Below are 26,776 nucleotides of genomic sequence, written 5' to 3' on the forward strand. Positions count from 1 at the left end.
TATGGGTGAGCTCAACATTTATGGTGTTTATGTCCCAATATTTTTAATTCAAGCAATTCTGGCATTCATCATCTGGAAAGTGGTGTGTATTGGTACAGATCGCTTGGTTGAAAAAGAATGGATTGCATTGCCTGGAATTTTTAATATCTGTATCTATTTGATTTTATTGTGGTCGATTCATTGGGTGTTTATTCAGGTGACGACTTAGCCGCTGTAATAGAGCTGATTTACTTTTAAGTTTAATGATTGGAAAATTGAAATGAATACGTTTGATATACGTAAGGCAATCCGGCCGATATCATTGGGTATCGTGGTGATTATTGCGATATTTTGTGCGCTGCATATCTGGAATTACTACAATGCAGAACCTTGGACACGTGATGGGCGTGTCCGTGGCGATGTTATTCAAGTGTCTTCTGATATTGCTGGTTTAGTCACAGAGGTGATGGTTCAAGATAACCAAACCGTGAAAAAAGGGCAGGTGCTTTTTAAAATTGATTTAGCACGCCAAACTTTAGACGTGGAACAAGCAAAATCAGATCTTGCAAAAGCCCAGTCAGGACTGGCTGAAGCTGAAGCGGGGCTTGCTGAGGCAAAAGCCAATATTGTGAAGTCAAAAGCCAATATCAATCTTGCAGATAAAAATGCACGCCGATATGCAGACCTGATGAATGGTGCGATCTCTAAACAAGAACAAGATCAGATGTTTGCTACACGAGATCAATCTCATGCAGAGCATCAACAATTGCAAGCCGCGGTACAACAAGCAGAAGCCAATATCAAACAACAAAAAGCTTTGATTGAAGCAGCAACCAGTAGTGTGCATTTGGCGCAATTGAATATGCAACGTTCAGAAGTGATTGCACCTGCAGATGGAACATTATCAAATTTTGATTTGCGCGCAGGGAATTATGTCAAAGTTGGACAAGCTGTTGCCGCTTTACTTGATCGTAAACAGCTCTATGTTGTGGGATATTTTGAAGAAACCAAACTCAATAAAATACATCTAGGTGATCCTGCAACAGTACAACTCATGGGCGATTCTTTGAAATATAAAGGCCATGTTCAAGGGATTGCGTCTGGGATTGAGGATCGTGAACGGACCACTTCGTCAGGCTTATTGGCCAATGTAAATCCAACATTCAGCTGGGTACGTTTGGCTCAACGGGTACCTGTGAAAATTATTTTAGATGAAGTGCCCCATGATTCATTGGCCTTTGTCGCAGGGCGTACCGTGACAGTACATATTTTAGAACAAGCAAAAAAATAACCAGCATCCATCATTAAACTTTGATCTTGAAGCCCATTGAAAAATGGGTTTTTTTATAGATTTAAGTCTGCCATAGCGGGCATATTAATTTCTTTAACACAGCTGGCTTGACTGGTGGATAAGATAAACTTGATGGCAAGAATAACGTCCTGTAAGGGAATTAACTCATGACCACTCTGTTGTAAAACCTCATCCACAGATGTATTCAGATCAAACTCAGTCGCCAAGTAGCCTAAATTTAATATGCTCACCCCAATCTGGTCTTTGCGTAAGCTTTCTCGGAGAGCGTGAACAATACCTCTGAGGGCAAATTTGCTGGCTGAAAAGACCACTTCTTTGCCCTTATGATTATCTAGTCCCCACGTAGAACCAATCAAGATAATTTTTGCATTTGGAGACAATCTAAGATTCTCAATCAAGGACTGAATTGCCAAAATACAGGATTGAATATTGGTATGAATTAAATTTGATATTTCAATGTCAGTACATTGTTCAAAGTCATAATCTGCTTGAAAGGCTTTTGTCTCCCAGATCCCGACATTGTAAATCAGATAATCTATAGGCTGATTCTGAATTTGATTTTTAACTACATCCCGAGCATGTTCAGGTTTTGATAAATCAGCAGGGATCCATTTGAAATGAGCAAGGTCACACTGTGGTTGAGAACGTGAAATACCATAAACCAGATCTTGTGTTTGAGGTACTGCGTGTAAAATAGCTTGTCCCAAGCCTTTGCTTACACCATAGATGACATAAGTTTTTGACATTTTTAATGCTCAGTTTAAGGGGTAATGCCTTCAGGATTTCGATACCAACTTTCAATAAATAAAGCAGCTGCAATACTATCCGCTGCTAATTTCTTTGCTCGGCCTTGCGCGTGGTAATGATCGAGTTCATCTCGTGCTTCACGAGTGGTTAAGCGCTCATCGACCATCAGGGTTTCAATATTGGTTTGATGACGTAAACGTCGTGCAAATTTACGTGCGCGTGTGGATAATTCTGACTCGGAATCATCCATATTTAACGGTAAGCCAACCAGAAATAAATTTGGTTGATGCTGTTTGATGATCTTAAGTAGTTCATCCCAATTAGGGATGCCGTCTTTCATTGGAAAAAGTGCAAGCGGTGTCGCACTTTCAATGATGGAGGAGCCTACAGCCATTCCCGTTTTTTGTGTACCAAAATCAAATGCAATAATCAGTTGTGGGGAATTTAAATCAGGCATGTCCAATCTCAGAAGATAACCAAGTACGATCAATCCCTATTTTACGATAAGCAGCATCCCAACGGTCGGTATAAGGCAAATTAAACACCAAATCCATATCCGAATCACAAATCAACCAATCGCCACGGGTAATTTCATCTTCAAGTTGATTTTTAGTCCAGCTGGCATAGCCCAATGCGATTTGATAACGACCAACACCTTCATTGTGTGCAATCGCATCTAAAATATCTTTGCTGGTGGTAATACACAGATTTTCACCCACGGCAATCGAAGAGTGCCAGGTTGGTTGTCCTGTATGAATCACAAAACCCGCTTCAGGACGCAATGGACCACCTTGCAAAACTTCATGCGGATGCACATTATCTGCTTCAATTTCTAAGTCATTCAAAAGTTCTTTGACTTGAATACCTGAAGGTCGATTGATAATAATACCTTGCGCACCATCTTCATCATGACGGGCAAGATAGATTACCGTATTGGCAAAGAAATCATCAGCAAGATCAGGTGGTGCAATCAAGCAGCGATGAGAAAGATATTGTTTTGGCACCGATATGCAACTCCTTTTCAATCCGCTTAAATATTTTTAATTGTTTAAATAAAATCTATACCTATATAAATAGCACAATTAATATCAATAGGTTGTGAATATTTTAAAAGCCTGCAAAAACAGCCCAAGTTTTTTATCAATATGTTTAAAATATAAACAAAATGGTGTCCAAATAAAAATGCGCATCTCTATAAAAGCGATGCAATAGGGCAAGTGAATAGATGAAAGCGCTTATATTCCAAAATAGGAATAAAAAACCAGTAGCATGCTGACTGGTTTCTATATGGGTATTCTTTTTATGCGATAGATTGAGGCATTAAGACGGCTGAAATTTCAATTGTCTTAATTGTTTTGCATGTTGCAAGGTGGTTTCACCGATTTCAATACCACCCGTCATTCGTGCCAATTCTAAAATAAGTTGCTCTTCTTCTAGTGCAACGATGGTACTACTTGCAGGATCTGTTTGCAGTTTTTTCACCAATAGGTGTTGATCGGACTGGGCCGCAACTTGAGCTTGGTGAGTAATACATAAAATTTGAACGTGTTGACCTAAGCCGGCCAATAAGCGCCCGACAATTTCAGCGGTACCACCACTGATTCCGACATCAATCTCATCAAATACTAAAACTTCTGCTTCAGTTTTTTCGGCATTCATCACTTGCATGACCAGTGCAATACGTGACAGCTCACCACCAGAAGCAACACGTGCCAGTGGTTGAGGTGGAATGCCTTTATTGGCAGTAAAGAGTAATTGAATAAAGCTTAAACCTTCCGCAGAAGCCTGTTCCAATGGTTCAAATTTAAATTCAAAATGCGCTTCTGGTAGCGCCAGTTGTTTGACTTGCTCAGTCAGTTGCTTGGCTAAAGGTTCAGCGGCATTACGACGAATCTGATCTAAATGTTGTGCTTTCTCGACAAACACTTGATGAGATTGTTCAACTTGCTCAGCGAGGGTTTCAGGATCTTCAAGTTGATGTAGTTGCTCTAATTCATTTTGCCATGTTTCATATTGTTGTTTGAGTTCATCGGGTTGAATACGGTATTTACGTGCCAAGCGATGAAAGACTTCGAGTTGTGTATTTAACTCATCCATACGTTCAGGATCAAAACTTTGACGGTCTATAAACTGACGTAAATTTGCCGTTGCGTCATCAATTTCACTTTGTGCGTTGATCAATGAATTGTAAATTTCAGACAGCAGTTCACTTCGTCCAGCATGCGATTCTAAACGTCGAATAATTGAAGAAATTTCTTGAGTAATATTTTGTTCAGATTCATCAAGAACATTTAAGCTATAGCCACAGTCTTGCATGATGTGTTCATGGTGACTTAAACGATCAAATTCTTGTTCGATTTCTTTATAATCAATACGAATGACATCTTCGAGTTCTTCAAGTTGTAATTTTAAAGTGTCAATACGTTGCAGGCGATTAGCTTGTGCATCAATCGCTGCTTGGTGTGTACGAATATTTTTTTGCCAAGTGCTGTACGCATCACGCACATCTTGGGCTGGCTGATAAAAATTACTATACCGATCTAACCAATGCTTCGGGTAGGGCGGTTCAAGCAGTTGTTGTTGGCTATGTTGGCTGTATAGTTGCACCAAAAGGCGGCCAAGTTCTTTTAATTCAGCGAGGCTGCTGGGACGACCATTGATCCATGCTTTGCTGCGTCCTGTTGCAAAGATCACCCGTCTTAAATGAATTTCACCAGATTCATCATCTAATTCATGAGTGTTGAGCCAATTGGCTTCCGGGCTCTGTGCTTGATAGCTAAAAACGGCGGTAATATCTGCTTTTTCAGCGCCATAACGCACATAATTGGTATCGGTACGCTCTCCTAAACAGGCTGACAACGCATCTAATAATAATGATTTACCCGCACCTGTTTCACCTGTAAGCACGTTGAACCCTTGTTCGATATCAATAGCAAGGTTATCGGCTAAAGCAAAATTGATCAGATTTAAGTGTGTCAGCATAAACGCATCCAAGCTGCGAACGGTGAAGTTCTAAGATAGTGAAGTTTTGTTGTGGTCACAAGTCAGAACGTATTCTAATACGAAGTAATTTTAAGCATTCTAAATAATTTTAATGTGAAAATGTAATTTCCTTTGCTTAAGTTGCCAGTAAAAACATCAAAATAGATAAATCTTATTGAATTAAATAAAAAATGAAGCAGGTATCTAGATTTTTTATGACTGATTTTATGCAATAGACATTTGAATCTATTGATCTGGATCTTTTATCGGCCAATATTGAAACAAGACATTTCTTCAGTCTAAGTAGGGAATGAATTGATCGTGCATTGGGTGGGCATGCTTGGTGACAAGTATTGTGGTTTTGGGTCTTTATTGTTAGAGAAGCTTAAGCTTTGATCTAAGCGAACTGATAAAACAGACTAAAAATAGAAATAGCTTAAGCTTAAAAACATAGATTGATTAGTTTGCGGAGCAACATTAAACTACATCGAACATAATTTTTATAAATGCGCATTATCTGGAGAATACGCATGTCAGCTCAGTATGATCATGTATCAGTAGTTAAAAAATCTAATGTATATTTTGGCGGTTTATGTATTAGCCACACTGTGCAGTTTGAAGACGGAACCAAAAAGACTTTAGGGGTCATTCTTCCAACAGAAGAAGCTTTAACATTTGAAACACATGTGCCTGAACGCATGGAAATTATTTCTGGTGAATGTCGCGTTAAAATCGCAGACAGTGAAGAAAGTGAGTTGTTCCGCGCAGGTCAGTCATTCTATGTGCCTGGTAATAGTCGTTTTAAAATTGAAACGGATGATGTTTTAGACTACGTTTGCCATTTAGAAGGCTAATGAAAAAAGCTTTGCTTAAAGCATATCTATCCTATCGTTTTTAAATTAGGCAAAGAATTTTTAAGCGAAATCGGTTAAACTAAAGCATCAAATAGAATCCTGTAAAGTTGGCTTTGCAGGATTTTTCATTTCTATCATCATGTTGTTAATGAGGTTGTTCATGGCGAAGTCCGAATATTATTATGGCGTTCATTCAGTGGAGTCATTATTGGAGTTAGAACCTGAACGTGTTTTAACCTTATTTACCTTAAAAGGTCGTGATGATCAGCGTTTACAGCGCATTCTCCAGCTTGCAGAGCCTTTTGGAATCAGTGTCCAAAAAGCAAGTCGCGATAGCTTGGAAAAGTTGGCAGGTCAACCTTTTCACCAAGGCGTGGTCGCAGCTGTTCGCCCACATCCTGTATTAAATGAAAAAGATTTAGATCAGCTTTTAGAGTCAAGCCAACAACCTTTATTGTTGGCTTTAGACCATATCACGGATCCGCATAATCTAGGTGCATGTATCCGTACAGCGGCAGCAATGGGCGTAGAGGCGGTGATTGTACCGCGTGACCGTGCAGCAACATTAACCCCGACTGCACGTAAAGTTGCAGCAGGCGGTGCTGAAAAGGTAAAGTTTATTCAAGTGACCAATTTGGCGCGTACGCTTGGACAAATCAAAGAAAATTATAATGTTCGTGTGGTCGGCACTATGCTCGATGAAAAGGCGTTGCCTATTCAGAAGTTTGATTTTACAGGAACACCGGTATGTGTGGTGATGGGTGCGGAGGACACCGGATTACGTCCAATCACCCAATCGCAATGTGACCAAACTGTATTTATCCCAATGGCTGGAAACTTACAAAGTTTAAATGTAAGTGTGGCGACAGGTATGGCGTTATATGAAGCATGCCGTCAACGTCAACAAAGTGAATAAGTTATATCAGTAAGATTAGAGAAGCAACATGATGACCTCCCGTACTCAAGGCTACATGTATGTCGCCATTACAATGTGTATTTGGGGAGGTTTTACGATTACCTCAAGACTGAATGCAATTTGGCATATCAGTCCATGGGATATCACCGCATTACGCTTTTCTTTGGCATTTTGTATTCTGATGCCGATTTTAATCTATAAAAAAGACACGGCTTTTCTATTTAACAAACAACCGTTTATTTTGGCGATGATTGGCGGTGTTGCCTATTGTTTGACGTCATATAGCGCGTTTCACTTTGTCCCTGCGGCGCATGCTGCCATTTTTTTAAATGGCTGTATTCCATTGTGTACAGCTTTAGCTGGTTTTTTACTTTATCGCCAACCATTTGATAAACATATATGGATCAGTTTAATCATCATGCTCTCTGCGATTGCTGTGATGAGTTTTTTGATGTATAGCGAAACAGGCGTTGCTTTTGGTATTGGTGATTTACTGTTTTTTATCAGTGCAATTTGGTGGGGGACTTTTACTGTATTACTGCGTCAATGGCAACTATCCGCATGGCACGCCATGGCAGGTGTTGCGATTTGGTCAGCGATCGTTTATGTCCCAATTTATTTGTTGTTTTTGCCTAAACATTTAGATCAAGTGTCCACAGCACATTTGGTCATGCAAACGTTGTTTCACGGTATTTTTGTGGTGATCATTGCGACTTTGGCCTATGTCGAAGCAATTAAACGATTAGGTGCTTTTAAAACAGGCAGTATCGTTACACTTGCGCCCTTTATTGCCGCAATTATCGCTGTACCTTTGTTAAATGAACCGATAAGCCTTGCAATGATGTGTGGCTTGATTGGTATGGGCATTGGTGCTTTACAACCGTGGCGTTGGTTTACACATAAAGACAGTTTGCAGCAGCAGTTAGATAAGAAGAAATAGATCAAACAGGTTAAATGGATACAAAACTGATTGATAAAAATCTATTTTAAAAAGATGAGACACACAATTTACTGCTGTGCCTGTTTTAGATACTGTTGATGTAAAGACTCTAATTTTGCATATAGATGATCAATATGCCCATCATTGAGCACAATATCATCTGCTAATTTTTGTTTTTCATGACGTGGCATTTGGGCTGCAATAATTTTCTGAATTTGTTCGATGGATTGACCATCTCGTTGTGCAGCACGTAAGATTTGCATGTCTTCACTGGCATCAATCAGTAGAGCGCGCTGGGTGAGTTCATGTTGATTGGTTTCAAACAGTAGCGGTGAAACCAAAATTACATAAGGACTGGTTGCTGCTTGTAATTGTTGAATAATCTCAGCGCGAATCGCAGGATGGGTAATCGATTCAAGTTGTTGCCGTGCTAATGGGTCTTTAAAAATATGTTCTCTCAATGCACGACGATCAAGTTCACCAGTGTTTAATAATACCCAATCCCCAAAAACCTCTTTAATTTGTTGAAGCGCGGGTTGTCCTTTTTCAACAATTTCTCTTGCAACAATATCAGCATCAACAACTATAATCCCTTGGGTTTCAAACCACTGACTTGCTGCGGATTTACCGCTACCAATTCCACCTGTTAAACCCAAGATAAACGTCATTGCGTATTCCTAATACTGTGTTGAAATTATTGACCCAAATATACTTTCATAATTTGCTCACCCCATAAAAATGCAATCCATCCTGCAATTGCAATATAAGGACCAAAGGCAAAAGGCACATTTTCTTTACGAATCTTAAGTAAAATAATACCAATGATCGCACCCACCACAGAAGATAATAGGATAATTAACGGTAACATCAAGGGCCCCATCCAAGCGCCAAGTGCAGCAAGCAGCTTAAAGTCACCATAGCCCATACCTTCTTTTCCTGTCACTATTTTAAATAGATAGTAGACAATCCAAAGACACAGGAAGCCAATAATATAACCCCAAATTGCAGCACTTGCTGTTGTATAGAGATGATATGAGTTAATGCCTAAACCCATTGCCGCCAAGGTTAAGGTAAAGCGGTCTGGAAGTAACTGAGTGTCAAAATCAATAAATGTAAGTGTGATCAGCACCCATGTCAGTAGCACACCAAAAACCATTTGTAGCGTTGGACCATAAACAGCAAGCACTGTTAATGAACACACTGCAGTTAAAAGCTCAACCAATGGGTAACGGATACTAATTGGATTTTGACACGAAGCGCATTTGCCTCTTAAAACCAACCAACTGATGATGGGGATATTTTGATACCAGCGAATTGGGGTTTTGCATTTGGGACAGGTAGAGGCTGGTTGACTCAGGCTGAGTTTTTCTTCATCAATCACAATTTGTTGTGAACCTGCCAGTAATTGGCATTCTGCATGCCATTCCTGTCGCCATTCTTTTTCCATCATCTTGGGAGTACGGTAAATGACTACATTTAAAAAACTACCAACACATAAGCCTAAAATACCAACAGTCAGATAGAGTGCTGTTGGTGATTGAATCAGAAAATTTAACAAATCATGGAACATATTCATCATTGTCCACCAATAATTGAGCCCATTTGGAAGATTGGAAGATACATTGCAATGACTAAGCCACCCACAAGTACACCTAAAACAGCCATAATTAACGGTTCCATCATTGAGGTTAAGCCATCCACAGCATTGTCGACTTCATTTTCAAAATGCGTTGCAACTTTATCTAACATCGCATCCAATGCACCAGATTCCTCTCCAATCGCCACCATTTGAATAGCCATAGAAGGAAATTTATTGGTGACACGCATGGCAAAGTTCAATTGCTGTCCAGTGGCAACATCCTCACGAATTTTCATCACTACTTGTTCATAAACCACATTATTGGTCGCGCCTGCGGTGGATTCCAAAGCTTCAATGAGCGGTACCCCTGCGGCAAATGTTGTGGCAAGGGTACGGCTATAGCGTGCAATGATGGCTTTATAAACCAGATCGCCAAAAATAGGCAGTTTAAGCACAGTCCGATCTAAAAAATTTTGAAATTTTTTACTACGCTTTCTTGCTTCTAAAAAGGCCGTAATCCAAATTGCAATAAAGATAATCAGAATAAACCAATATTTTTGCATCCAATTGGACATATTCACCACGATTTGGGTAAAAGCGGGAAGATCTGCGCCAAAGGAGCTAAATAAATCCTGAAATACAGGTACAACCTTCACCATTAAAATAATGGTAACGATAAGAGCAACTACAATCACAGAAATTGGGTATTTCATGGCTTTTTTAATTTTTTGCTTGAGTAATTCACTTTTTTCTTTATAGATCGCCACACGATCAAGCATGGTTTCTAAAGCACCTGATTGTTCGCCAGATTCAACTAAAGAGCAAAATAAGTTGTCAAAATAACGTGGATATTTTCTTAAGGCTCCTGCAAAGGTATTGCCTCCTTCGACCTCACCTTTAATTCCCAGTACAATTTCACGCATAGAGGTATTTTCTAAGCCTTCTGCAACGATTTCAAAGCTTTGTACTAAAGGCACACCCGCTTTCATCATCGTGGCAAGTTGACGAGTAAAAATGGTAATGTCTAAAGTTGAAATACCTTTTTTCATTAAACCTTCAAAATATTTTTTCCTTTTTTCTCGGATGGTTTTTATGGTGATGCCTTGTTTTCGTAGAGTGACTTTGGCAAGCGCCATATTGCGAGCAGGTAACTCGCCTTTGATTTGGATCCCTTTACGATCAACCCCGTCATAAGCAAATGTAGGCATCATTTGAGCTTTTTTAGCTGCCATCATAATTTCCTTGAATATTGATTATATTTATTCGCTGGTCACACGGTTAATTTCTTGTAAAGAAGTTAAGCCATTGATAACCTTAATTAAACCTGAACGTCTTAGATTATCAAACCCCAATTTTTCAGATGCCGCCGCAATTTGCAGCGCATTGCCATCTTCCATGATAATTTTTGAAATTTCAGGTGTTACTTTCATCACTTCGTAGATCCCGACACGACCTTTATAGCCTTCACGGCATTCACTACAGCCCACAGGTTGAAAAAATTGTAAGTCAGGATTGCTTAAGTCTTGTTCGGTAAAGCCCATTTCTAACAGACTCTGCCTAGGGATTTCAACGGGTGCTTTACAATGATTACATAAACGTCTTGCCAATCGTTGTGCAATCACAAGATTGACTGAGGTAGCAATATTAAATGAAGGTACACCCATATTACGTAAACGGGTTAATGTTTCAGGTGCGCTGTTGGTATGTAGTGTAGACATCACCATATGCCCCGTTTGAGCTGCCTTGATCGCAATTTCGGCAGTTTCGAGGTCTCGAATCTCACCGACCATGATAATGTCAGGATCTTGACGCAGGAATGATTTTAGTGCGACCGAAAAGGTAAGGCCTGCTTTTAGATTGACGTTAACTTGGTTAATCCCTTCCAAGTTAATTTCAACTGGATCTTCGGCTGTGGAAATATTTGAACTTTCTGTATTGAGGATATTTAAGCCCGTATAGAGAGAAACAGTTTTACCTGAACCTGTAGGTCCAGTAATCAGTAACATGCCTTGAGGTTTTTCTAAGGCCTCCATAAATAATGCTTTTTGCTTTTCTTCATAACCCAGCGCATCAATACCCAACATTGCGCTGGAAGGGTCAAGAATACGCAGTACCAATTTTTCGCCAAATAATGTCGGTAGTGAATTCACACGAAAATCAATGGCTTTGGTTTTTGATATTTTTAACTTAATACGGCCATCCTGCGGAACACGCTTTTCAGAAATATCCATTCTAGACATCACTTTTAGACGTGATGCCAAACGGCCAGCTAATTGCAAGGGGGGATTGGTAATGGTTCTTAGTACCCCATCTACACGATAACGCACCCGATAACTTTTTTCATAAGGTTCAAAGTGTAAATCTGATGCACCCATACGAATCGCATCGATCAAGAGTTTATTGATATATTTAACAATAGGTGCTTCTTCTTCTGAAGCCTCATCGTCATCATCTTCTGATGGAGGGTTGTCATCAGTGGCAATAATATCAACGTCAAAATCTTCATCACCAAAATTAAAGCTTTCCTCTACAGTAAAGTGCTTTTCTAAATATTTTTCTAATTTATGATGTTCAACAATGATCGGTTCAATATTCAAACCGCAGTTAAAACGAATGGCATCCAGCGCTTCTATATTGGTCGGATCACTGGTGGCGACATATAAAATATTGCCACGTTGTACCAAAGGAATCACTTTATGTTTAGTGACTAAATTTGGCTCAATAAGCTCCTTGGGCAGCATGTCAGGATTAAAACTGTCCAGATCAAAAATGGGTTCTCCAAATTCTAGGGAGATCATTTCAGCAATGATCAGTGGCGGTATATTTAGTTTTTCACTGAGATAAGCAACAATACTCACTTTATTTTTTTGAGCATTACTCAGCGCATCTTTCATTTGCTGGGCAGATAAAAAACCTTCGTCGACTAAGCGACGGATATACCCCGAAAACTTAGGTGAACCATTTTGCATAGACATCCCCAAAACACATTAAATTTCATTTTATAATTTGAATACGAAAATTATACGATGATCCTTAGAAATATCTAGAATTAAACGTATTTTTTATAGAAACATATTTGAAAATAACTTGAGCCAATCAGGCTTTTTAACATTATCTTTGAAATGATTTATGTTTCTTTGCTTTATATTAAAGTATAACTTTAAATGAGATGACTGAATTGATAAAGAAAAAATACTTTAAAAATATAAATTCCGTGTAGAATGTGCACATTTTCGATAAAAGGTTAGATGTATGTCGGGTTCGACTATTACTCCTTGGGTTGTCGGCAATTGGAAAATGAACCCAATGCAAGCGAATTCGCAACAACTCATTCAAGATTTAAATCAGTATTTACAACAATCACCGATTACAGAACAACAATGTCATATTGGTGTTGCGCCTATTTCTATTGCATTACTGTCTGTGCAAAAATTACTTAAAGATGCACATTCACCAGTCAAAGTTGTCGCACAAGATCTTTCTCAAATGCCTGGCACTGGTGCTTATACCGGCGAAGTCAGTGCTGAACTACTCAAAGACAGCCAGATTGATTATGTGTTGATTGGGCATTCAGAGCGTCGAGAAATTTTTGGCGATGATGTTGAGAAAATTAAGGCAAAATTATCAAATGCTTTAAATGCTGAGCTTCAAGTGATTTATTGTGTAGGTGAAAGCTTAGAACAACGTGAAGCAGGGCAGGCAGAGCAAGTAGTCTTACAACAAATTTGTGATCTCGCAGCGGTTGTAAAAGCAGAGCAATGGCACAATATTGTGATTGCCTATGAACCGATTTGGGCGATTGGAACAGGTAAAACAGCTTCTCCACAAGATGCTCAGGCAATGCATGCAAAAATTCGCGAAGGTTTAACTCAAATTACAGCCCAAGCTCAACATACAGCGATTTTATATGGCGGTAGTGTCAAACCTGAAAATGCAGTAGAGTTAGCTGCTTGTCCAGATATCAACGGTGCGCTGGTTGGTGGTGCATCACTTAATGCTGAGTCATTTTATAAAATTGCTCAAGCATTTGCTAAAACAGAAGAATAGGAGTTCAGCATGCATACATTTGTGCTGGTTGTACATATCATCTTGGCCGTTTTGATGATCGGGCTTATCCTCGTTCAGCATGGTAAAGGTGCAGATGCAGGTGCATCATTTGGTGGCGGTGGTGCTGCAACAGTATTTGGTGCTTCAGGTTCTGCAAGCTTTTTAACTCGTTTAACTGCGATTCTCACGGCTTTGTTTTTTATCACCAGTTTAAGTTTGGCAGTGTTTGCTAAAAAACAAACTTCGGATGCGTATGGTTTAAAATCTGTACAGACCAGCTCTCAAACGGCACCAGCTGTACCAGCCAATACGGGTGAAACTTCACCAACTGCACCAAAAACTGGCGAATAATGCCATTTAGTTCTTTCTTTTTCTGAATGATGCGACTAGAATGCGTCACAGCTGCGGTGGTGGTGGAATTGGTAGACACGCTACCTTGAGGTGGTAGTGCTTTCGGGCGTGGGGGTTCAAGTCCCCCCTTCCGCACCAACAATGAACCAGATTGTTGGTGTTAGCAGCTGAAAAAACATTGATGCGGGATGGAGCAGTCTGGTAGCTCGTCGGGCTCATAACCCGAAGGTCGTTGGTTCAAATCCAGCTCCCGCTACCAATTTAATTAAGATGCAACTTAATTAAAGATCATCTAAATTGAAAAATTGAGATGGTGTGTGAATTTGCAGTGTTGATGCGGGATGGAGCAGTCTGGTAGCTCGTCGGGCTCATAACCCGAAGGTCGTTGGTTCAAATCCAGCTCCCGCTACCATTTTGATTAAGGTGCAACTTAATCAAGCAAGAAATTCAATGTATCGCTTAATGATAGATTGAAAAAAATAAATTTCTTGTGTATAATTTTGCAACGCTGATGCGGGATGGAGCAGTCTGGTAGCTCGTCGGGCTCATAACCCGAAGGTCGTTGGTTCAAATCCAGCTCCCGCTACCAAGTTTCTAAAAGGGCTCACAGATAGGTGGGTCTTTTTTGCATAGTGAACTTCGGTTTACTGTGCGATAATAGGGGCGATTACGCCCTTTTTTATTGGCTATCGTGTAGTGTGGACATCAATTGGTCAAAAAGACATGCTTCACTATAGTAAGTTTGAATTAGTCCGATGAGCGATTGAATCGCACAAATATGACGAGAGTAAATGAAGCTATCAAATAAAACTCAAGCACTTCAAGATCTAATCACTCCTGCAGTGCAAGCTTGTGATGTAGAACTTTGGGGAATCGAATTTATTCCTCAAGGTAAGCGTTCTTTATTGCGTATTTATATCGACAAAGACGTTGTGGAAAATGCTGAACCAACAATCAATGAAGATGGTGAAGCAGAATTGGGTCGTGGTATTGGCGTACAAGATTGTGTACGTGTGACTCAGCAAGTCGGTGCAATATTAGATGTACATGATCCAATTTCAGGTGAATATGCTTTAGAAGTATCATCACCAGGTTGGGATCGCCCATTCTTCCAGTTGGCACAGTTAGAAAAATACATCGGACAACAAGTTGCATTGCGTTTGATTGCTGCAGTTGAAAATCGCCGTAAATTCCAAGCAAAATTAATTGCTGTAGATTTAGAAAATGAATTCATTCAAGTCGAAGTTGAAAAACAGCAAGTACTTGAGATCGATAGCAACAATATAGACAAAGCGAATTTGATCTTTCAGGATTAATCCAGAAATAGAAATCTGAATAAATAGGTGACTTATGGCTCGTGAAATTCTCACCGTCGTTGAAACGGTTAGTAATGAGAAAGGTGTAAGTCGTGAAGCAATTTTTGAAGCGCTTGAACAGGCTTTAGTTGCAGCGACGAAAAAGAAATTCTACGAAGGAACGAATTCGGAAGAAGCTCAGTTACGTGTAGAAATTGACCGTAAAACAGGTGATTACAGCACTTTCCGTCAGTGGGAAGTTGTTGCTGATGAAGATCATGAAATGCCAGCATGTCAAGATGCGATTTCTGATGTTGATCCTGCTCAATGGTCAATTGGTGATATCCGTGAGTTAGAAGTACCATCAATTGATTTTGGTCGTATTGCAGCGCAGATTGCCAAACAAGTCATTGTGCAAAAAATTCGCGAAGCTGAACGTGCTTTAGTGGCGGATGCTTATGAAGCTAAAGTCGGTGAATTGATCTATGGTGAAGTGAAAAAACAAACCAAAGATGGCTTCATCATTGACTTGGGTGATAATGCAGAAGCGTATTTAGCGCGTGAAGAAATGATTCCTAAAGAAATTCTGCGCCCTAAACAGCGTATGAATGCAATTCTTTACAATGTGAACCGTGAAGGTCGTGGTGCACAACTCTTGTTGTCACGTGCTAAACCTGAAATGCTGATTGCATTAATGAAAAAAGAAATTCCTGAAATTTCTGAAGAAATCATTGAAATTAAAGCAGCAGCGCGTCAACCAGGTGTACGTGCAAAAATTGCGGTTAAAACCAACGATCATCGTATTGATCCAGTCGGTGCATGTATTGGTATGCGTGGTACACGTATCCAAGCGGTACAATCTGAGTTAAATGGTGAACGTATTGATGTTGTGGTGTGGTCTGATGATCCTGCTCAATATATCGCCAGCGCTTTAGAGCCTGCGGATGTATCTGGGATTGTGATTGATGAAGATGCGCGTACAGCAGACATTATTTTTGCAACCAGCGATCAACTTGCGCGAGCAATTGGTTCACAAGGTCAAAACGTCCGTTTAGCATCAGAGCTTACGGGCTATAAATTAGATATGATGCTTGAAGATGAGTACCGTGCTCGTCAACAAAATGAAGCTCAACAGTATTTAGACATGTTTGTAACTCGTCTTGATATTGAAGAAGATCTTGCAATGGCTTTAGTAGAGATGGGCTTTACCTCACTTGAGGAAATCGCTTATGTACCTGCGGAAACTTTCGATGAAATCGAATTGGATGCAGATACAGTTGAATTGCTACAAAGTCGTGCAAAAGAAGCAGCTTTAGCTGATGCGTTAAAGCAACAAGAAGATATTCAGGACCCAAGTCCAGAACTTGTTGCGATGGAAGGAATGACTTCTGAAATTGCGCATGCTTTAGCAGCACGTGGTGTGGTAACAATCGATGACTTAGCTGACCAAGCAACGGATGATATCTCTGATATCGATGGTTTAGGCGCTGAGAAAGCAGGTCAATTGATTATGAAAGCACGTGAATCATGGTTTAACTAGGAGGTAATACATGACGGATAAGTCAATTCAAGAGTTAGCGGTCAGCGTAGGACTTCCTGTTGCAAAGCTCCTTGATCAGGTGCGTGAAGCTGGATTGCCACAAAAACAGGCTGAAGATAAAATTTCTACTGAACAGCAAGATGTTCTCGTGAACCATTTGAAAAAAGCGCATGGTCAAGATACGGGACAAGCAGGACAAATCACGTTGAAACGTAAAACGACAAGTACAGCTAAAGTTGCGAGTACTTCAGGTAAAGCAAAGACAATTAACGTAGAAGTTCGTAAGAAACATACGTTTACTAAGCCAGACCCTGAACAAATCAAAGCGGAAGCTTTGGCGAAAGCTCAAGCAAATGCTCAAGTGACGTCAACTCAAAAAGTACAGCAAAATACTGTAGTGAGTGGAGTTGAAAAAACTGAAAGTTCAGCGAAAGCGAATTTAGAAAAAATGCGTGCTGCTGCAAAACAGCAAACTGCTGCGAAAGAAACACCAAAAGCAGCTGTTGTTGTAAAGCGTAAATCGACCAATAAGCCGATTACCAAAGCAACCGTAAAACCCATTGAAACCCCTGAGCAGAAACGTGCACGTGAAGCTCAAGCAGCACAACTGAAAGCGACTGAAGAAGCAGCTCGTCGTAAGTCAGCAGAAGAAGCTCAACAACGTACCCTTGAGCAAATGCGTCAAATGGCGTCTAAATATTCTTCTGATGAAACAACGACAACCATTCGTGTCGTTGATGATTCACCGTTGGCTGCTGGTTTGGTTGGTCAAGCATATGAAGATTCATTTGCAAAAGAAGACCGTGAAATCAAACGTGGTACCAATACTGCAAATACACGTTCTCCTAAAAAAGGCGGTCGTCGTGGTCAGGAAGAGCAATCTTTCAGCCATAATCCGCATAAACGTGGTTTAAAAACTAGCCAAGCCAATAAACATGGTTTTGAAAAACCAGTTAAAAAGCAAGTTTATGACGTTGAAATTGGTGAAACTATTGTTGTTGCAGATCTTGCAGCAAAAATGGCAGTTAAAGTTCGTGAAGTAATTAAATCACTCATGAAAATGGGTGAGCTTGTTACTCAGAACCAAGCCATTGAGCAAGAAATTGCAGCATTGATTGTTGAAGAAATGGGTCACAACCCAGTACGTGTATCTGATACACAAGCTGAAGATAACCTACTTGAAGCAGCAGAAGAAGCGCGTGGTGCGCAAACAACACGTGCGCCAGTTGTAACGATCATGGGTCACGTTGACCATGGTAAGACATCGTTACTTGATCGTATTCGTCGTGCCAAAGTTGCACAAGGCGAAGCGGGCGGGATTACACAGCATATTGGTGCTTATCACGTTAAAACGGATAAAGGAATTATTACTTTCCTTGATACGCCTGGACATGCTGCATTTACTGCAATGCGTTCACGTGGTGCTAAAGCGACTGATATCGTGGTACTTGTTGTTGCAGCGGATGATGGTGTAATGCCACAAACTGCGGAAGCAATTGACCATGCGCGTGCTGCCGGTACTCCAATTATTGTTGCAATCAATAAAATGGATAAAGAATCAGCTGATCCAGATCGCGTATTAAATGAATTGACAACCAAAGAAATCGTGCCTGAACAATGGGGTGGTGATGTACCGGTTGCAATGGTTTCAGCGCATTCTGGTCAAGGTATCGACGAACTTCTAGATTTGATTTCAATTCAAGCTGAAATGTTAGAATTGAAAGCATCTGAAGAAGGTGCTGCTCAAGGTGTTGTTATTGAAGCACGTGTAGACAATAGCCGTGGTGCGGTAACGTCTATCCTTGTTCAAAACGGTACACTGAAAGTAGGTGACTTGGTTCTTGCTGGTGCATCTTACGGTCGTGTTCGTGCGATGACCGATGAGAATGGTCAACGTATTCAATCTGCTGGTCCTTCAATTCCAGTTGAAATTTTAGGTCTTCCAGAAGCGCCAATGGCGGGTGATGAAGTTCTTGTTGTTAATGACGAGAAAAAAGCACGTGAAGTTGCCGATGCGCGTATGGATCGTGAGCGTCAAAAACGTCTTGAACGTCAAAGTGCAATGCGTCTTGAGAACATCATGGCATCAATGGGCAAAAAAGATGTGCCAATTGTAAATGTTGTTCTTAAAACTGATGTACGTGGTACCTTGGAAGCGCTACATGTTGCACTTGCTGATCTTGCAACTGACGAAGTTAAAGTACGTGTCATTGGTTCAGGCGTTGGTGCAATCACTGAGTCTGATGTGACCCTTGCTGAATCTTCAGAAGCGGTTCTTCTTGGCTTTAACGTACGTGCAGACAATACCGCACGTCAAAAAGCAGATGCAGATGGTATCGACATTCGTTACTACTCAATCATCTATCAACTTATTGATGATGTGAAAGCCGCAATGAGCGGAAAACTTGCTCCTGAACACCGTGAAACAATTCTGGGTGTTGCAGAAGTTCGTGAAGTATTCCATTCAAGTAAGTTTGGTGCTGCTGCGGGTTGTATGGTACTCGAAGGTGTATTACATCGTAATAAACCAATCCGTGTACTACGTGATGATGTTGTGGTATTCCAAGGCGAGCTTGAATCTCTTCGTCGCTATAAAGAAGTGGTTGAAGAAGTTCGTGCCGGTATGGAATGTGGTCTTGCAGTGAAAGGTTATAAAGACATCAAAGCACTTGATAAAATCGAAGTGTATGATGTTCAGTGGATTAAACGGAGTCTTTAATGGCGGGTAGTCAACGTCTTAAGCGTATGGCAGATACAGTACAACGTGAGTTGTCAGAACTGATCCGCCAAGAGCTTAAAGATCCACGCTTAGGTGGTCTGGTGACCATCTCTGCAGTGAAAGTCAGTCCAGATCTGGGTTATGCGGAAGTTTACGTTACTGTGATGGGGCGTGAACTGGGCGATGAGCAAAGTGAAGCGGCAAATAAAGAAACGTTAGATGTTTTAAATAAAGCATCTGGTTTTTTACGCCACGAATTAGGTCGTCGTATTAAAACGCGTGTAACTCCGCGTTTGCGCTTTCATTATGATAAAACCAATGCCTATGGTAACTATATGTTTGGTTTAATCGCAGAAGCAGTGAAAGATTTACCTGAGCAAAAAGACGAAGAATAGAAGTAATTGAAATAAGAAGCCACCTTAGGGTGGCTTTTTTATGCATTTAAAATATGCTTAAATCCTTAGTTAAAATTTTTTAAATAATCAAAATGAGAATAACAAGATGAAACTAAAACTTTATATCCCTGTGATTGGGCTGTCCGTGATCTCTGTTACAGCCCATGCTTGTATCAATACTTATGCTTTTGAGTTGGGTTATGGCGGATTAGATCAAAAAACTGCTCAAAAGCAATTGGCACAAGGTCATTTACCTAAAACCAAATCTGTTGAGGATTTAAATGATTATGGTGTCTTGCTGATTTATGCACATCAATACGATCAAGCGATTCAAATATTTAAACAAATTGAAAAATCCCATCCAAATCTAGCTAAAACCGCTGCGAACTTAGGGACTGCATATGAACTGGCTGGGCAGTCTGAAAAAGCAAAATATTGGATTGAACAGGGTATGCAACGTGATCCAAATCTTCATCAGGGCAGTGAATGGATTCATGTTAAAATTTTAGATGCGAAAATCCAACAACAAAAAGATTCTACATGGATTCAACATCACGATGTTTTAGGGTTGGATTTTGGTCAAGCAGCCGAACCAAAGGCAAAGGTTAAAACTGTACAATTTCAAAAACAACATTATGATTTAAATAGAATCTTATTTGATAGCCAAATTCAAATGGATCAACGGTTAAGGTTTGTAGATCGTGATCCAATCACTGCGCAAATTATATTTAATATGGCCAATATTGAAATGCTGAATTATAACTTGGCGGATGATACGGTAGATCTACTGTATCGGCGCGCTAAAGATATTGGCTATCACAATCCGAAATTAATTGAGACACGTTTAGATTATTTTCAACATTCAAAATGGTTTCGCTTTAAGGCATTTTTTGTCAATATCTATCAAACATTCAAAAATTTAATTATTTGATCATTGGCTAGGTAGCAGAAATTAAACAAAACTTTGCCTTAAACTGTATAGAATGCAGAGATATCAACAAATACAAATAAATATCTCTGAGGAATTGGCAATGAATTCAATGAAAAAAGGTTTAGTTGCACTTACATTGGCAAGTACTTTGGCTTTTTCAGGTTGTGGCTATAATACTTTGCAAGCCAAAGATGAGTCAGTAAATGCGGCATGGTCAGAAGTTGAAAACCAATATCAACGTCGCGCAGATTTGGTACCTAACCTAGTCAATGTGGTCAAAGGTTATGCAACGCATGAAGAAAAGGTTTTAACCGAAGTGACTGAAGCACGTGCCAATGTTGCAGGTTTAAAAGTAGATAAAGAAGTATTAAACGATCCTGAATTGTTTAAAAAATACCAAGAAGCACAATCACAAATGACGGGTGCGTTATCGCGACTTTTAGCGGTGACAGAAAATTATCCAGATTTAAAAGCCAATGAACAATTCCGTGATTTACAGGTTCAATTGGAAGGTACGGAGAACCGTATCAGTACTGCGCGTACACGCTATGTAGAATCTGTCCAAGATTACAATACTTATGTACGTCAATTCCCTCAAGCAATGACTGCTAAAGTGATTGGTATGAAAGCCAAACCAAACTTTAGTGCTGAAGCGGGTGCATCTAAAGCGCCAACAGTTAATTTTAATTAATGATGTGATTCATTTCACTGTCTTTAAAGCATGAGGCTAAAGATAGAGTGAGAATATTTCATTGTTAAATAAAAGGTGACCTATGATTGAATGGCGAGAAAAATCAGTAATGAAAAACATGAGTACAATATTATTTGTATTTCTTGGACTGATGCTTTCTGTTCAATCGAGCGTCTGGGCTGAAACTGCGACAGCCACAGATGAGCAAGTGGCACAAGATGCGATTGTTTTGGGTAAAGTGGTGCCCAATACTAATTTACCCAATGTGATCAGTTCAAAACCACCAGATACTCAAAATCAAGTAAATCAAACGCCAACTACACAACAAGGACCTCAAAGTCCTGTACAAAACGTACCCCAAGTTGTCAATGATATGGCAGAGGGTGAAACTACTCGAAATATTCCCACACTGAATCAGCCTGTCGTTGATCAAGCTAAGGTTTTATCTGCAGCTGAAAAGCAAAATTTAGAACAACAAATTCGTGATATATACCGCCAAGGCAAAGCGCAAATCGGTATTATCATTGTCGCAACCACGGGGCAAGAAGGTATTTTTGATTTCGCAATGCGTGTTGCTGAGCAATGGAAGTTAGGTTCAGCAAAACAAGACAATGGTTTATTGATTGCAGTCGCAGTTAATGATCAAAAAATTCATATTGCAACAGGTTATGGTTTAGAAGGTGTACTTCCTGACATTATGGTCAGTCGAATTATACGCAATCAAATTACCCCTGATTTTAAACAGGGGCAATATGCTCAAGGTTTACAGGCAGGTGTCAATGAAATTGAACGTATTTTAAATCTTGACCCTGAAATTGCCAAACAAGCCGCAGATGAGCTAAAAGCTCGGCAAACTCAAGCACTGCAAGAACAAGAAGCCAAGGATCGAACCTTAACTACTGCGATGGTGATTTTGGTGATTGGTATCTTTGCATCATTTATTGTGGGTAATCGTTTAAGTGCAGCAGTTGCGGGTGTGACCGCAACCGCTGCAGGTCTTATTTATGGCTCAGGGATTGTGATGAGTCTGGTTTTGGGTATTGGTATATTCTTCTTGTTGATTACCTCACTGGCACAACTCATTTTCCAAATGTTTCTATCAGGCGGTGGGCGCGGTGGAAGTGGTGGAGGGGGCGGTTTCGGCGGTGGTGGGGGCTATAGTGGCGGCGGTGGTGGTTTCGGCGGTGGAGGAGCATCAGGCTCATGGTAACAAAAACAGATACAACAGCAATTGTGACTGAACCGAAGTTACAGGAACAGGTACAACGCAGCTTTAAACGTTGGTTAAAACACGTTTTATATATGCCTGCATCGAAGCGCTATTTTTCAAAGCAAGATCAACACGTCATTGCGCAAACTGTGACGCAAGCCGAAGAGGGTCATGTGGGTGAAATACAAGTGGTGATTGAGGGACATATTCCAAGTCATCAGGCATACCATCAAAATACACGTCTCAGAGCACAACAATTGTTTGCTGAATTGGGCGTGTGGGATACTGAGTATAATAGTGGTGTTTTACTGTATTTAAACTTGTGTGAGAAGACAGTAGAAATTGTGATAGATCGTGGTATTTATCAAGCAACAACCCAACAAATATGGCAACAGATTTGCGATGTGATGATTTCAGAGTTAAAAAACAAAAATTATCGAACTGCAGTCACTAATGGTGTCTTAGAAATTGGTCAAATTTTAAATTTATTTTATGGTAACCAATATGGTCAGGTTGCCAATGTTAATGAGTTAACAAATAATCCAATCATTGTGAATTAATCTAGTTTTTGGTGACAATAAATGTCACTTTTTTACGTATAATTACGTAAAAATATAAGCGGCAAAAAAAAACTTGTAAAGCGTTACATTCTCTCTAAAATCAAAGAGTCTCGATTGGTTGCTGATTTTTTCCACAAAAAAGAACAGCCATATAAATTGCTCTAAAAGCTATAAAAATTTTTAAAACATTGGAGAAATGTTATGAATGCTCAAAAAGGTTTTACCCTGATTGAATTAATGATCGTTGTTGCAATTATTGGTGTTTTAGCTGCGATTGCGATTCCTGCCTATCAAAACTATACAAAAAAAGCGTCTGATAATGCATGTTTAGCTGAAGTTAAAGGCATATCTGGTAAAGCATTCTTGGAAATGAATGATCCAAATGGTGGTGTTGCTACGCCGACTCTACCTGCTGGCTCTGCATGTTCTGGTAACTTGACTTTCACTGCTGGCGCTGCTGGTGCTGCTGGTGCTGCTGGAACTCCTGCTACAATTAAAGGGACGATTAAAAACCCTTCTGACTCAACAAAAAGCAAAGCAGTTTGTGAGTTAGGTGAAACACTTAAATGTTATACTGGTAGCTAATTTTGGCTAAGAAGTAAATTAAAGATTTACTTCTTTAAAATATTAATAAAAAAGAGCGTATATAATACGCTCTTTTTTATTAATTGTGGTTTGCTTGGGTGTGTGGTATAAATATTTTAAAGTTAAATTCATTCCAAATCTTCAAAATTTAATAGATAACTTGGTTATGAGATATCATGGTTAATTTAGTCAGCTTGTTTGGTATAGCAATTTTATGTGTACTTCATGGACTAGACTTTTAAAGTGCTCTTGTGAATAATCGACATTATTTGCTGTGAATTGAATATTTTATATTTTTAAAGCGTTAGCTTTATTTATATAGTTGTTGGTATTATTTTACTATTGATAATTTTTGTTTTGATATTTTTAGTCAAAAATTTTAAACTTGTGCTATTGATTGATAAATATAATATTTTTGATTGTTTCGTAAGTAATGCCAATATTGATATGCTTTTGTATTCTACAAATAACCACTTAGTCTGATATCATTCAATTTATTTTGTAAAAATTAATAAAGCTTATGATTATAATTAAAGGTATTTGAAATAGATGTCACTACTATGTGGCTTTATTAAATAGTTGTATTGATATAATTTTGATTTCTATTTTTGTATTTTTGAATATTAGAGTCAAGCTGATTTGATGTATGTTTTGAGTTAATCTAAGCTTGCATGAAAGAAGACTAGTTGGTGGTATGGTAAATTTTCAATGTAATTTTGTTTATTTAAAATAATATTACTGAATCAGCCATCAGCCATCAGCAATAGCTTTATGAAGCAAAGCAGTTTGTAATTATGAGTGAAAGCGTCTTATCTAAAGATATATCATGAAATAGCTTAAGTTGTTAGTCCCTCATAATGTACGATGATTCAACTGGGGCTATATGATATTAAATGTCCGTAAGGGTTTTGGCTGTTAAGGTCGGGTAGCTATTGATTGCAAAAATAATTTATGACCAAATTTGACATTTTTTGTTCTAGATTCACTTCGTTAAAAATAATTTAACGATAAATTTCTACTTAATATAAAATAATAATGATAACAATATTTAATCTAAAAGCGCTGACTATGAAAGGTTTTACTCTTATAGAATTGATGATAGTTGTAGCGATTGTCGGAGTTCTCACAGCGATCGCTGTGCCTAGTTATGTGTTATATCAAAAAAAAGCACAGGTAAATGCATGCTTATATGAGGCGAAAAGTTATAGTAATATGGTCTTTGTTAATTTATTTGATCAAAATGATGAAACATATCCTATAGCTCCTCATATTTCATCTTGCAGTTTTATTACAAATGCTTCTTCATGGAATGAGTCAACCACAAATCTGGTTATTGAGGCAAAAAGTAAAAATTCGCCAGCAGTTGATATTCGTTGTGACTTAAGCAAAGGCGCAAACTGTACAATCATTCCTTAAACAAAAAATGTTAGAAACGCTATAATAGGCTCAGTTTTTCTTTTCACTTTTCCTATGCAAGCCATTCCTTATCTTCTTTCAGCCGTATTGCTTTTACTTGCGTGGCTTTTACCTATTCATAAAATGCCATGGACAACCTTTGGTAGTGAAGCACTTACTTTTCTATCAGCTTTGGTGCTACTGAGTGCTTTTCTAAATAAAGATTTAAAAATTCCAAAACCGCAACTGCTTATATTGCCTGTATTGGCAATCCCATTGATACAATGGAGCTTTGGCGAGATTCTGTATTTAAGTAATGCATTGCTTTGTACAGCCTATATTGCGATGTTTTGGTTGGTGCTGGTTGTTGGTTATAACTTGGCAGTAGGCGAAAAGGGGCAAAGAGAACAAGTCTTTAAAGTATTTAGTCTTGTGGTTTTTACGGGTGCGATACTTTCAAGTTTTATTGCAATGACCCAGTGGTTAGGCGTAAATGAATATTTTAGACCATTGGTGAATCTGCTAAATGGTAATCGTCCCTATGCAAACTTTGCCCAGCCGAATAATCTGGCGACGTTTATGTGTATGGGGGTATTTGCATGTTTATACTTTTATGAAAAGAAGATACTGCCAAATTACATACTCGGACCATCAACTTTTATTTTTCTATTGACCATTGCGTTGACGCAATCTCGTACGGCTTGGGTAGTATGTCTATTTACATTGATTTATTTGACCATCAAGCAATTCGGTCAAACTAAGCGCTTAGGGTTTGTAAAATTGCTCGTATGGTCTAGTGTGTTTATTGCGTTGATTACATGCTTGCCAATGCTGAATCAGTGGATTGCCTCTGTATCAACCCAAGATGTAGCACAAGCAAATTCAGTGGTCGAGCGAGCAACATCAGGTTATCTCCGTTTAGATATGTGGAATCAAGCCCTAGTCGCGATTTCACAAAAGCCGTGGTTTGGTTATGGCTGGAACCAAACAGGGATGGCGCAAATCGCTGCTTTTGATTTATATCCATCACATGAATGGTATAAAACGGCACATAACGTGATTTTGGATTTACTGATTTGGAATGGTATCCCAGTTGGTGGATTGATTATTGTTTATATGGCATGTTGGTTGTATTGGTTAAATAAAGGCATTAAAGATGCGGTTTCAATTGCAGCGGGATTGATGGTCTGTGCCATTTTGATTCATGCTTTATTGGAATACCCAATTCACTATGCATATTTCTTACTACCTTTAGGTTTTTTATTGGGGATCATCCAAGCACAATATCCTCGCTTGCCTACAGTGAACTTAAAGTCTTCGGTTACAGTAAGTATTATTGTGATTGGTTTGGTCTTGGTGGGAGTGATTTATCGAGACTATATTTTATACCGCCAACAAAGCGTATTGGTAAATAAGAAAACACCTTTAAGTGCTTCACAGCAAGCAGTGATGAATCAGGATATTTTGTTACTGACGCAATTTAAAGAGCGTGTCTGGTGGATTGGTCTAAATCCATATAGCAAAATGTCGGATCAGCAGTTGCAATATATGGGGCGTATGGTGGCAAACTTAGCTTCTGCATATGATATTCAGAAATATGCGCAGGTTTTGGCATTTAATGGTAAAAAAGTTGAGGCTGAACATCAGTTATGGATTCTGAAGACACTTCATGGGCAAGAGAAATCATATCAGGAGCTATTGCCTGTATCTGTTGTAGGGAAATAATTACCATTCCTTAAAAGCGAATT

Annotated in this window: 25 protein-coding genes, 4 tRNA genes and 1 pseudogene; 22 read left to right on the forward strand and 8 right to left on the reverse strand. The window is 39.2% G+C overall.

What is annotated here, in order from left to right; translation table 11 throughout:
* Position 1: 1 nt before the first annotated feature.
* Together MTO68_RS01535 and MTO68_RS01540 are read left to right on the forward strand one after the other, a co-directional pair.
* A complete protein-coding gene (locus tag MTO68_RS01535) occupies positions 2–208 on the forward strand; it encodes a DUF1656 domain-containing protein (RefSeq protein WP_004718368.1) in 207 nt (68 codons plus the stop codon).
* Between the two features lie 51 nt (positions 209–259).
* Positions 260–1,270: an HlyD family secretion protein gene (locus tag MTO68_RS01540; protein WP_004818589.1), complete on the forward strand. Its 1,011-nt coding sequence runs from the start codon at positions 260–262 to the stop codon at positions 1,268–1,270.
* A gap of 53 nt (positions 1,271–1,323) precedes the next feature.
* Here the strand turns inward: MTO68_RS01540 and MTO68_RS01545 are convergent, their stop codons facing one another.
* The 4 genes from MTO68_RS01545 to recN form a co-directional block, all read right to left on the reverse strand.
* Complete coding sequence (locus MTO68_RS01545; protein WP_244014743.1) at positions 1,324–2,037, reverse strand: SDR family oxidoreductase; 714 nt, start codon at positions 2,035–2,037, stop codon at positions 1,324–1,326.
* 14 nt (positions 2,038–2,051) lie between these two features.
* The gene (gene ruvX / locus MTO68_RS01550) at positions 2,052–2,495 is read right to left on the reverse strand and encodes a Holliday junction resolvase RuvX (protein ID WP_004818593.1); all 444 of its coding nucleotides are present in this window, start codon (positions 2,493–2,495) and stop codon (positions 2,052–2,054) included.
* Positions 2,488–3,042, reverse strand: coding sequence for a YqgE/AlgH family protein (locus tag MTO68_RS01555; RefSeq protein ID WP_004718361.1), 555 nt, complete (start codon positions 3,040–3,042; stop codon positions 2,488–2,490). The genes ruvX and MTO68_RS01555 overlap by 8 nt, the downstream gene beginning before the upstream one ends.
* Before the next feature lie 316 nt (positions 3,043–3,358).
* Positions 3,359–5,020 (reverse strand): DNA repair protein RecN, encoded by a 1,662-nt coding sequence (gene recN / locus MTO68_RS01560; protein WP_034613600.1) that lies wholly within the window; start codon positions 5,018–5,020, stop codon positions 3,359–3,361.
* Positions 5,021–5,550: 530 nt separating this feature from the next.
* Here recN and MTO68_RS01565 point away from each other — a divergent pair.
* The 3 genes from MTO68_RS01565 to MTO68_RS01575 all read left to right on the forward strand — a co-directional run bounded on the left by MTO68_RS01565 (position 5,551) and on the right by MTO68_RS01575 (position 7,730).
* Positions 5,551–5,874, forward strand: coding sequence for a pyrimidine/purine nucleoside phosphorylase (locus MTO68_RS01565; RefSeq protein WP_004718357.1), 324 nt, complete (start codon positions 5,551–5,553; stop codon positions 5,872–5,874).
* Between the two features lie 160 nt (positions 5,875–6,034).
* Complete coding sequence (rlmB, locus tag MTO68_RS01570) at positions 6,035–6,790, forward strand: 23S rRNA (guanosine(2251)-2'-O)-methyltransferase RlmB (protein WP_004718355.1); 756 nt, start codon at positions 6,035–6,037, stop codon at positions 6,788–6,790.
* Between the two features lie 28 nt (positions 6,791–6,818).
* Positions 6,819–7,730, forward strand: a complete 912-nt coding sequence (locus tag MTO68_RS01575; RefSeq protein ID WP_244014744.1) for a DMT family transporter — start codon at positions 6,819–6,821, stop codon at positions 7,728–7,730.
* Positions 7,731–7,798: 68 nt separating this feature from the next.
* On the opposite strand, the gene coaE is transcribed toward MTO68_RS01575, so the two are convergent.
* From coaE to pilB, 4 genes are read right to left on the reverse strand one after another with little or no spacing between them, the layout of a single operon-like run.
* A complete protein-coding gene (coaE, locus tag MTO68_RS01580) occupies positions 7,799–8,398 on the reverse strand; it encodes a dephospho-CoA kinase (protein WP_244014746.1) in 600 nt (199 codons plus the stop codon).
* A gap of 26 nt (positions 8,399–8,424) precedes the next feature.
* Entirely contained in the window at positions 8,425–9,306 is an 882-nt protein-coding gene (locus MTO68_RS01585) for an A24 family peptidase (protein ID WP_244015946.1), read from the reverse strand.
* Positions 9,306–10,541 carry a type II secretion system F family protein gene (locus MTO68_RS01590; protein WP_244014748.1) on the reverse strand — a complete coding sequence of 412 codons (1,236 nt, stop codon included), beginning with the start codon at positions 10,539–10,541 and terminating at the stop codon, positions 9,306–9,308. The genes MTO68_RS01585 and MTO68_RS01590 overlap by 1 nt, the downstream gene beginning before the upstream one ends.
* A gap of 27 nt (positions 10,542–10,568) precedes the next feature.
* Positions 10,569–12,284 carry a type IV-A pilus assembly ATPase PilB gene (pilB, locus tag MTO68_RS01595; protein ID WP_244014750.1) on the reverse strand — a complete coding sequence of 572 codons (1,716 nt, stop codon included), beginning with the start codon at positions 12,282–12,284 and terminating at the stop codon, positions 10,569–10,571.
* Between the two features lie 277 nt (positions 12,285–12,561).
* Between pilB and tpiA the strand changes: the two genes are divergently transcribed.
* The 17 genes and pseudogenes from tpiA to MTO68_RS01680 all read left to right on the forward strand — a co-directional run bounded on the left by tpiA (position 12,562) and on the right by MTO68_RS01680 (position 26,753).
* On the forward strand, positions 12,562–13,356 hold the full coding sequence (tpiA, locus tag MTO68_RS01600; RefSeq protein ID WP_244014751.1) for a triose-phosphate isomerase: 795 nt from the start codon (positions 12,562–12,564) through the stop codon (positions 13,354–13,356).
* Positions 13,357–13,365: 9 nt separating this feature from the next.
* Positions 13,366–13,707, forward strand: a complete 342-nt coding sequence (secG, locus tag MTO68_RS01605; RefSeq protein ID WP_244014753.1) for a preprotein translocase subunit SecG — start codon at positions 13,366–13,368, stop codon at positions 13,705–13,707.
* 53 nt (positions 13,708–13,760) lie between these two features.
* Positions 13,761–13,845: transfer RNA gene (locus MTO68_RS01610), tRNA-Leu, on the forward strand.
* A gap of 44 nt (positions 13,846–13,889) precedes the next feature.
* Positions 13,890–13,966: transfer RNA gene (locus MTO68_RS01615), tRNA-Met, on the forward strand.
* A gap of 76 nt (positions 13,967–14,042) precedes the next feature.
* Positions 14,043–14,119: transfer RNA gene (locus tag MTO68_RS01620), tRNA-Met, on the forward strand.
* Positions 14,120–14,219: 100 nt separating this feature from the next.
* Positions 14,220–14,296 (forward strand) — tRNA-Met (locus tag MTO68_RS01625).
* Positions 14,297–14,498: 202 nt separating this feature from the next.
* Positions 14,499–15,023 carry a ribosome maturation factor RimP gene (rimP, locus tag MTO68_RS01630; protein ID WP_004718339.1) on the forward strand — a complete coding sequence of 175 codons (525 nt, stop codon included), beginning with the start codon at positions 14,499–14,501 and terminating at the stop codon, positions 15,021–15,023.
* Positions 15,024–15,057: 34 nt separating this feature from the next.
* Complete coding sequence (nusA, locus tag MTO68_RS01635) at positions 15,058–16,542, forward strand: transcription termination factor NusA (protein ID WP_004718337.1); 1,485 nt, start codon at positions 15,058–15,060, stop codon at positions 16,540–16,542.
* Positions 16,543–16,552: 10 nt separating this feature from the next.
* Positions 16,553–19,261 (forward strand): translation initiation factor IF-2, encoded by a 2,709-nt coding sequence (gene infB / locus MTO68_RS01640; RefSeq protein ID WP_244014755.1) that lies wholly within the window; start codon positions 16,553–16,555, stop codon positions 19,259–19,261.
* Positions 19,261–19,656 carry a ribosome-binding factor A gene (locus MTO68_RS01645; RefSeq protein WP_004718330.1) on the forward strand — a complete coding sequence of 132 codons (396 nt, stop codon included), beginning with the start codon at positions 19,261–19,263 and terminating at the stop codon, positions 19,654–19,656. Before infB ends, MTO68_RS01645 begins: the two co-directional genes overlap by 1 nt.
* Positions 19,657–19,762: 106 nt before the next feature.
* Positions 19,763–20,587, forward strand: coding sequence for a tetratricopeptide repeat protein (locus MTO68_RS01650; protein WP_244014757.1), 825 nt, complete (start codon positions 19,763–19,765; stop codon positions 20,585–20,587).
* Positions 20,588–20,687: 100 nt separating this feature from the next.
* Positions 20,688–21,278: a LemA family protein gene (locus tag MTO68_RS01655; RefSeq protein ID WP_004718326.1), complete on the forward strand. Its 591-nt coding sequence runs from the start codon at positions 20,688–20,690 to the stop codon at positions 21,276–21,278.
* Between the two features lie 82 nt (positions 21,279–21,360).
* Positions 21,361–22,488, forward strand: coding sequence for a TPM domain-containing protein (locus MTO68_RS01660; RefSeq protein WP_244014759.1), 1,128 nt, complete (start codon positions 21,361–21,363; stop codon positions 22,486–22,488).
* Positions 22,482–23,048, forward strand: coding sequence for a TPM domain-containing protein (locus tag MTO68_RS01665; protein ID WP_244014761.1), 567 nt, complete (start codon positions 22,482–22,484; stop codon positions 23,046–23,048). The genes MTO68_RS01660 and MTO68_RS01665 overlap by 7 nt, the downstream gene beginning before the upstream one ends.
* 201 nt (positions 23,049–23,249) lie before the next feature.
* Positions 23,250–23,387: pseudogene (locus MTO68_RS01670) on the forward strand (prepilin-type N-terminal cleavage/methylation domain-containing protein); the annotation flags it as partial.
* A gap of 1,314 nt (positions 23,388–24,701) precedes the next feature.
* Complete coding sequence (locus MTO68_RS23100; protein WP_279578600.1) at positions 24,702–25,049, forward strand: prepilin-type N-terminal cleavage/methylation domain-containing protein; 348 nt, start codon at positions 24,702–24,704, stop codon at positions 25,047–25,049.
* Positions 25,050–25,103: 54 nt separating this feature from the next.
* Positions 25,104–26,753 (forward strand): O-antigen ligase family protein, encoded by a 1,650-nt coding sequence (locus MTO68_RS01680; RefSeq protein WP_244014763.1) that lies wholly within the window; start codon positions 25,104–25,106, stop codon positions 26,751–26,753.
* The last annotated feature ends 23 nt before the right edge of the window (positions 26,754–26,776 follow it).

Origin of the sequence: Acinetobacter sp. NyZ410 (assembly GCF_022828975.1) — a bacterium.
GTDB lineage: Bacteria > Pseudomonadota > Gammaproteobacteria > Pseudomonadales > Moraxellaceae > Acinetobacter > Acinetobacter guillouiae.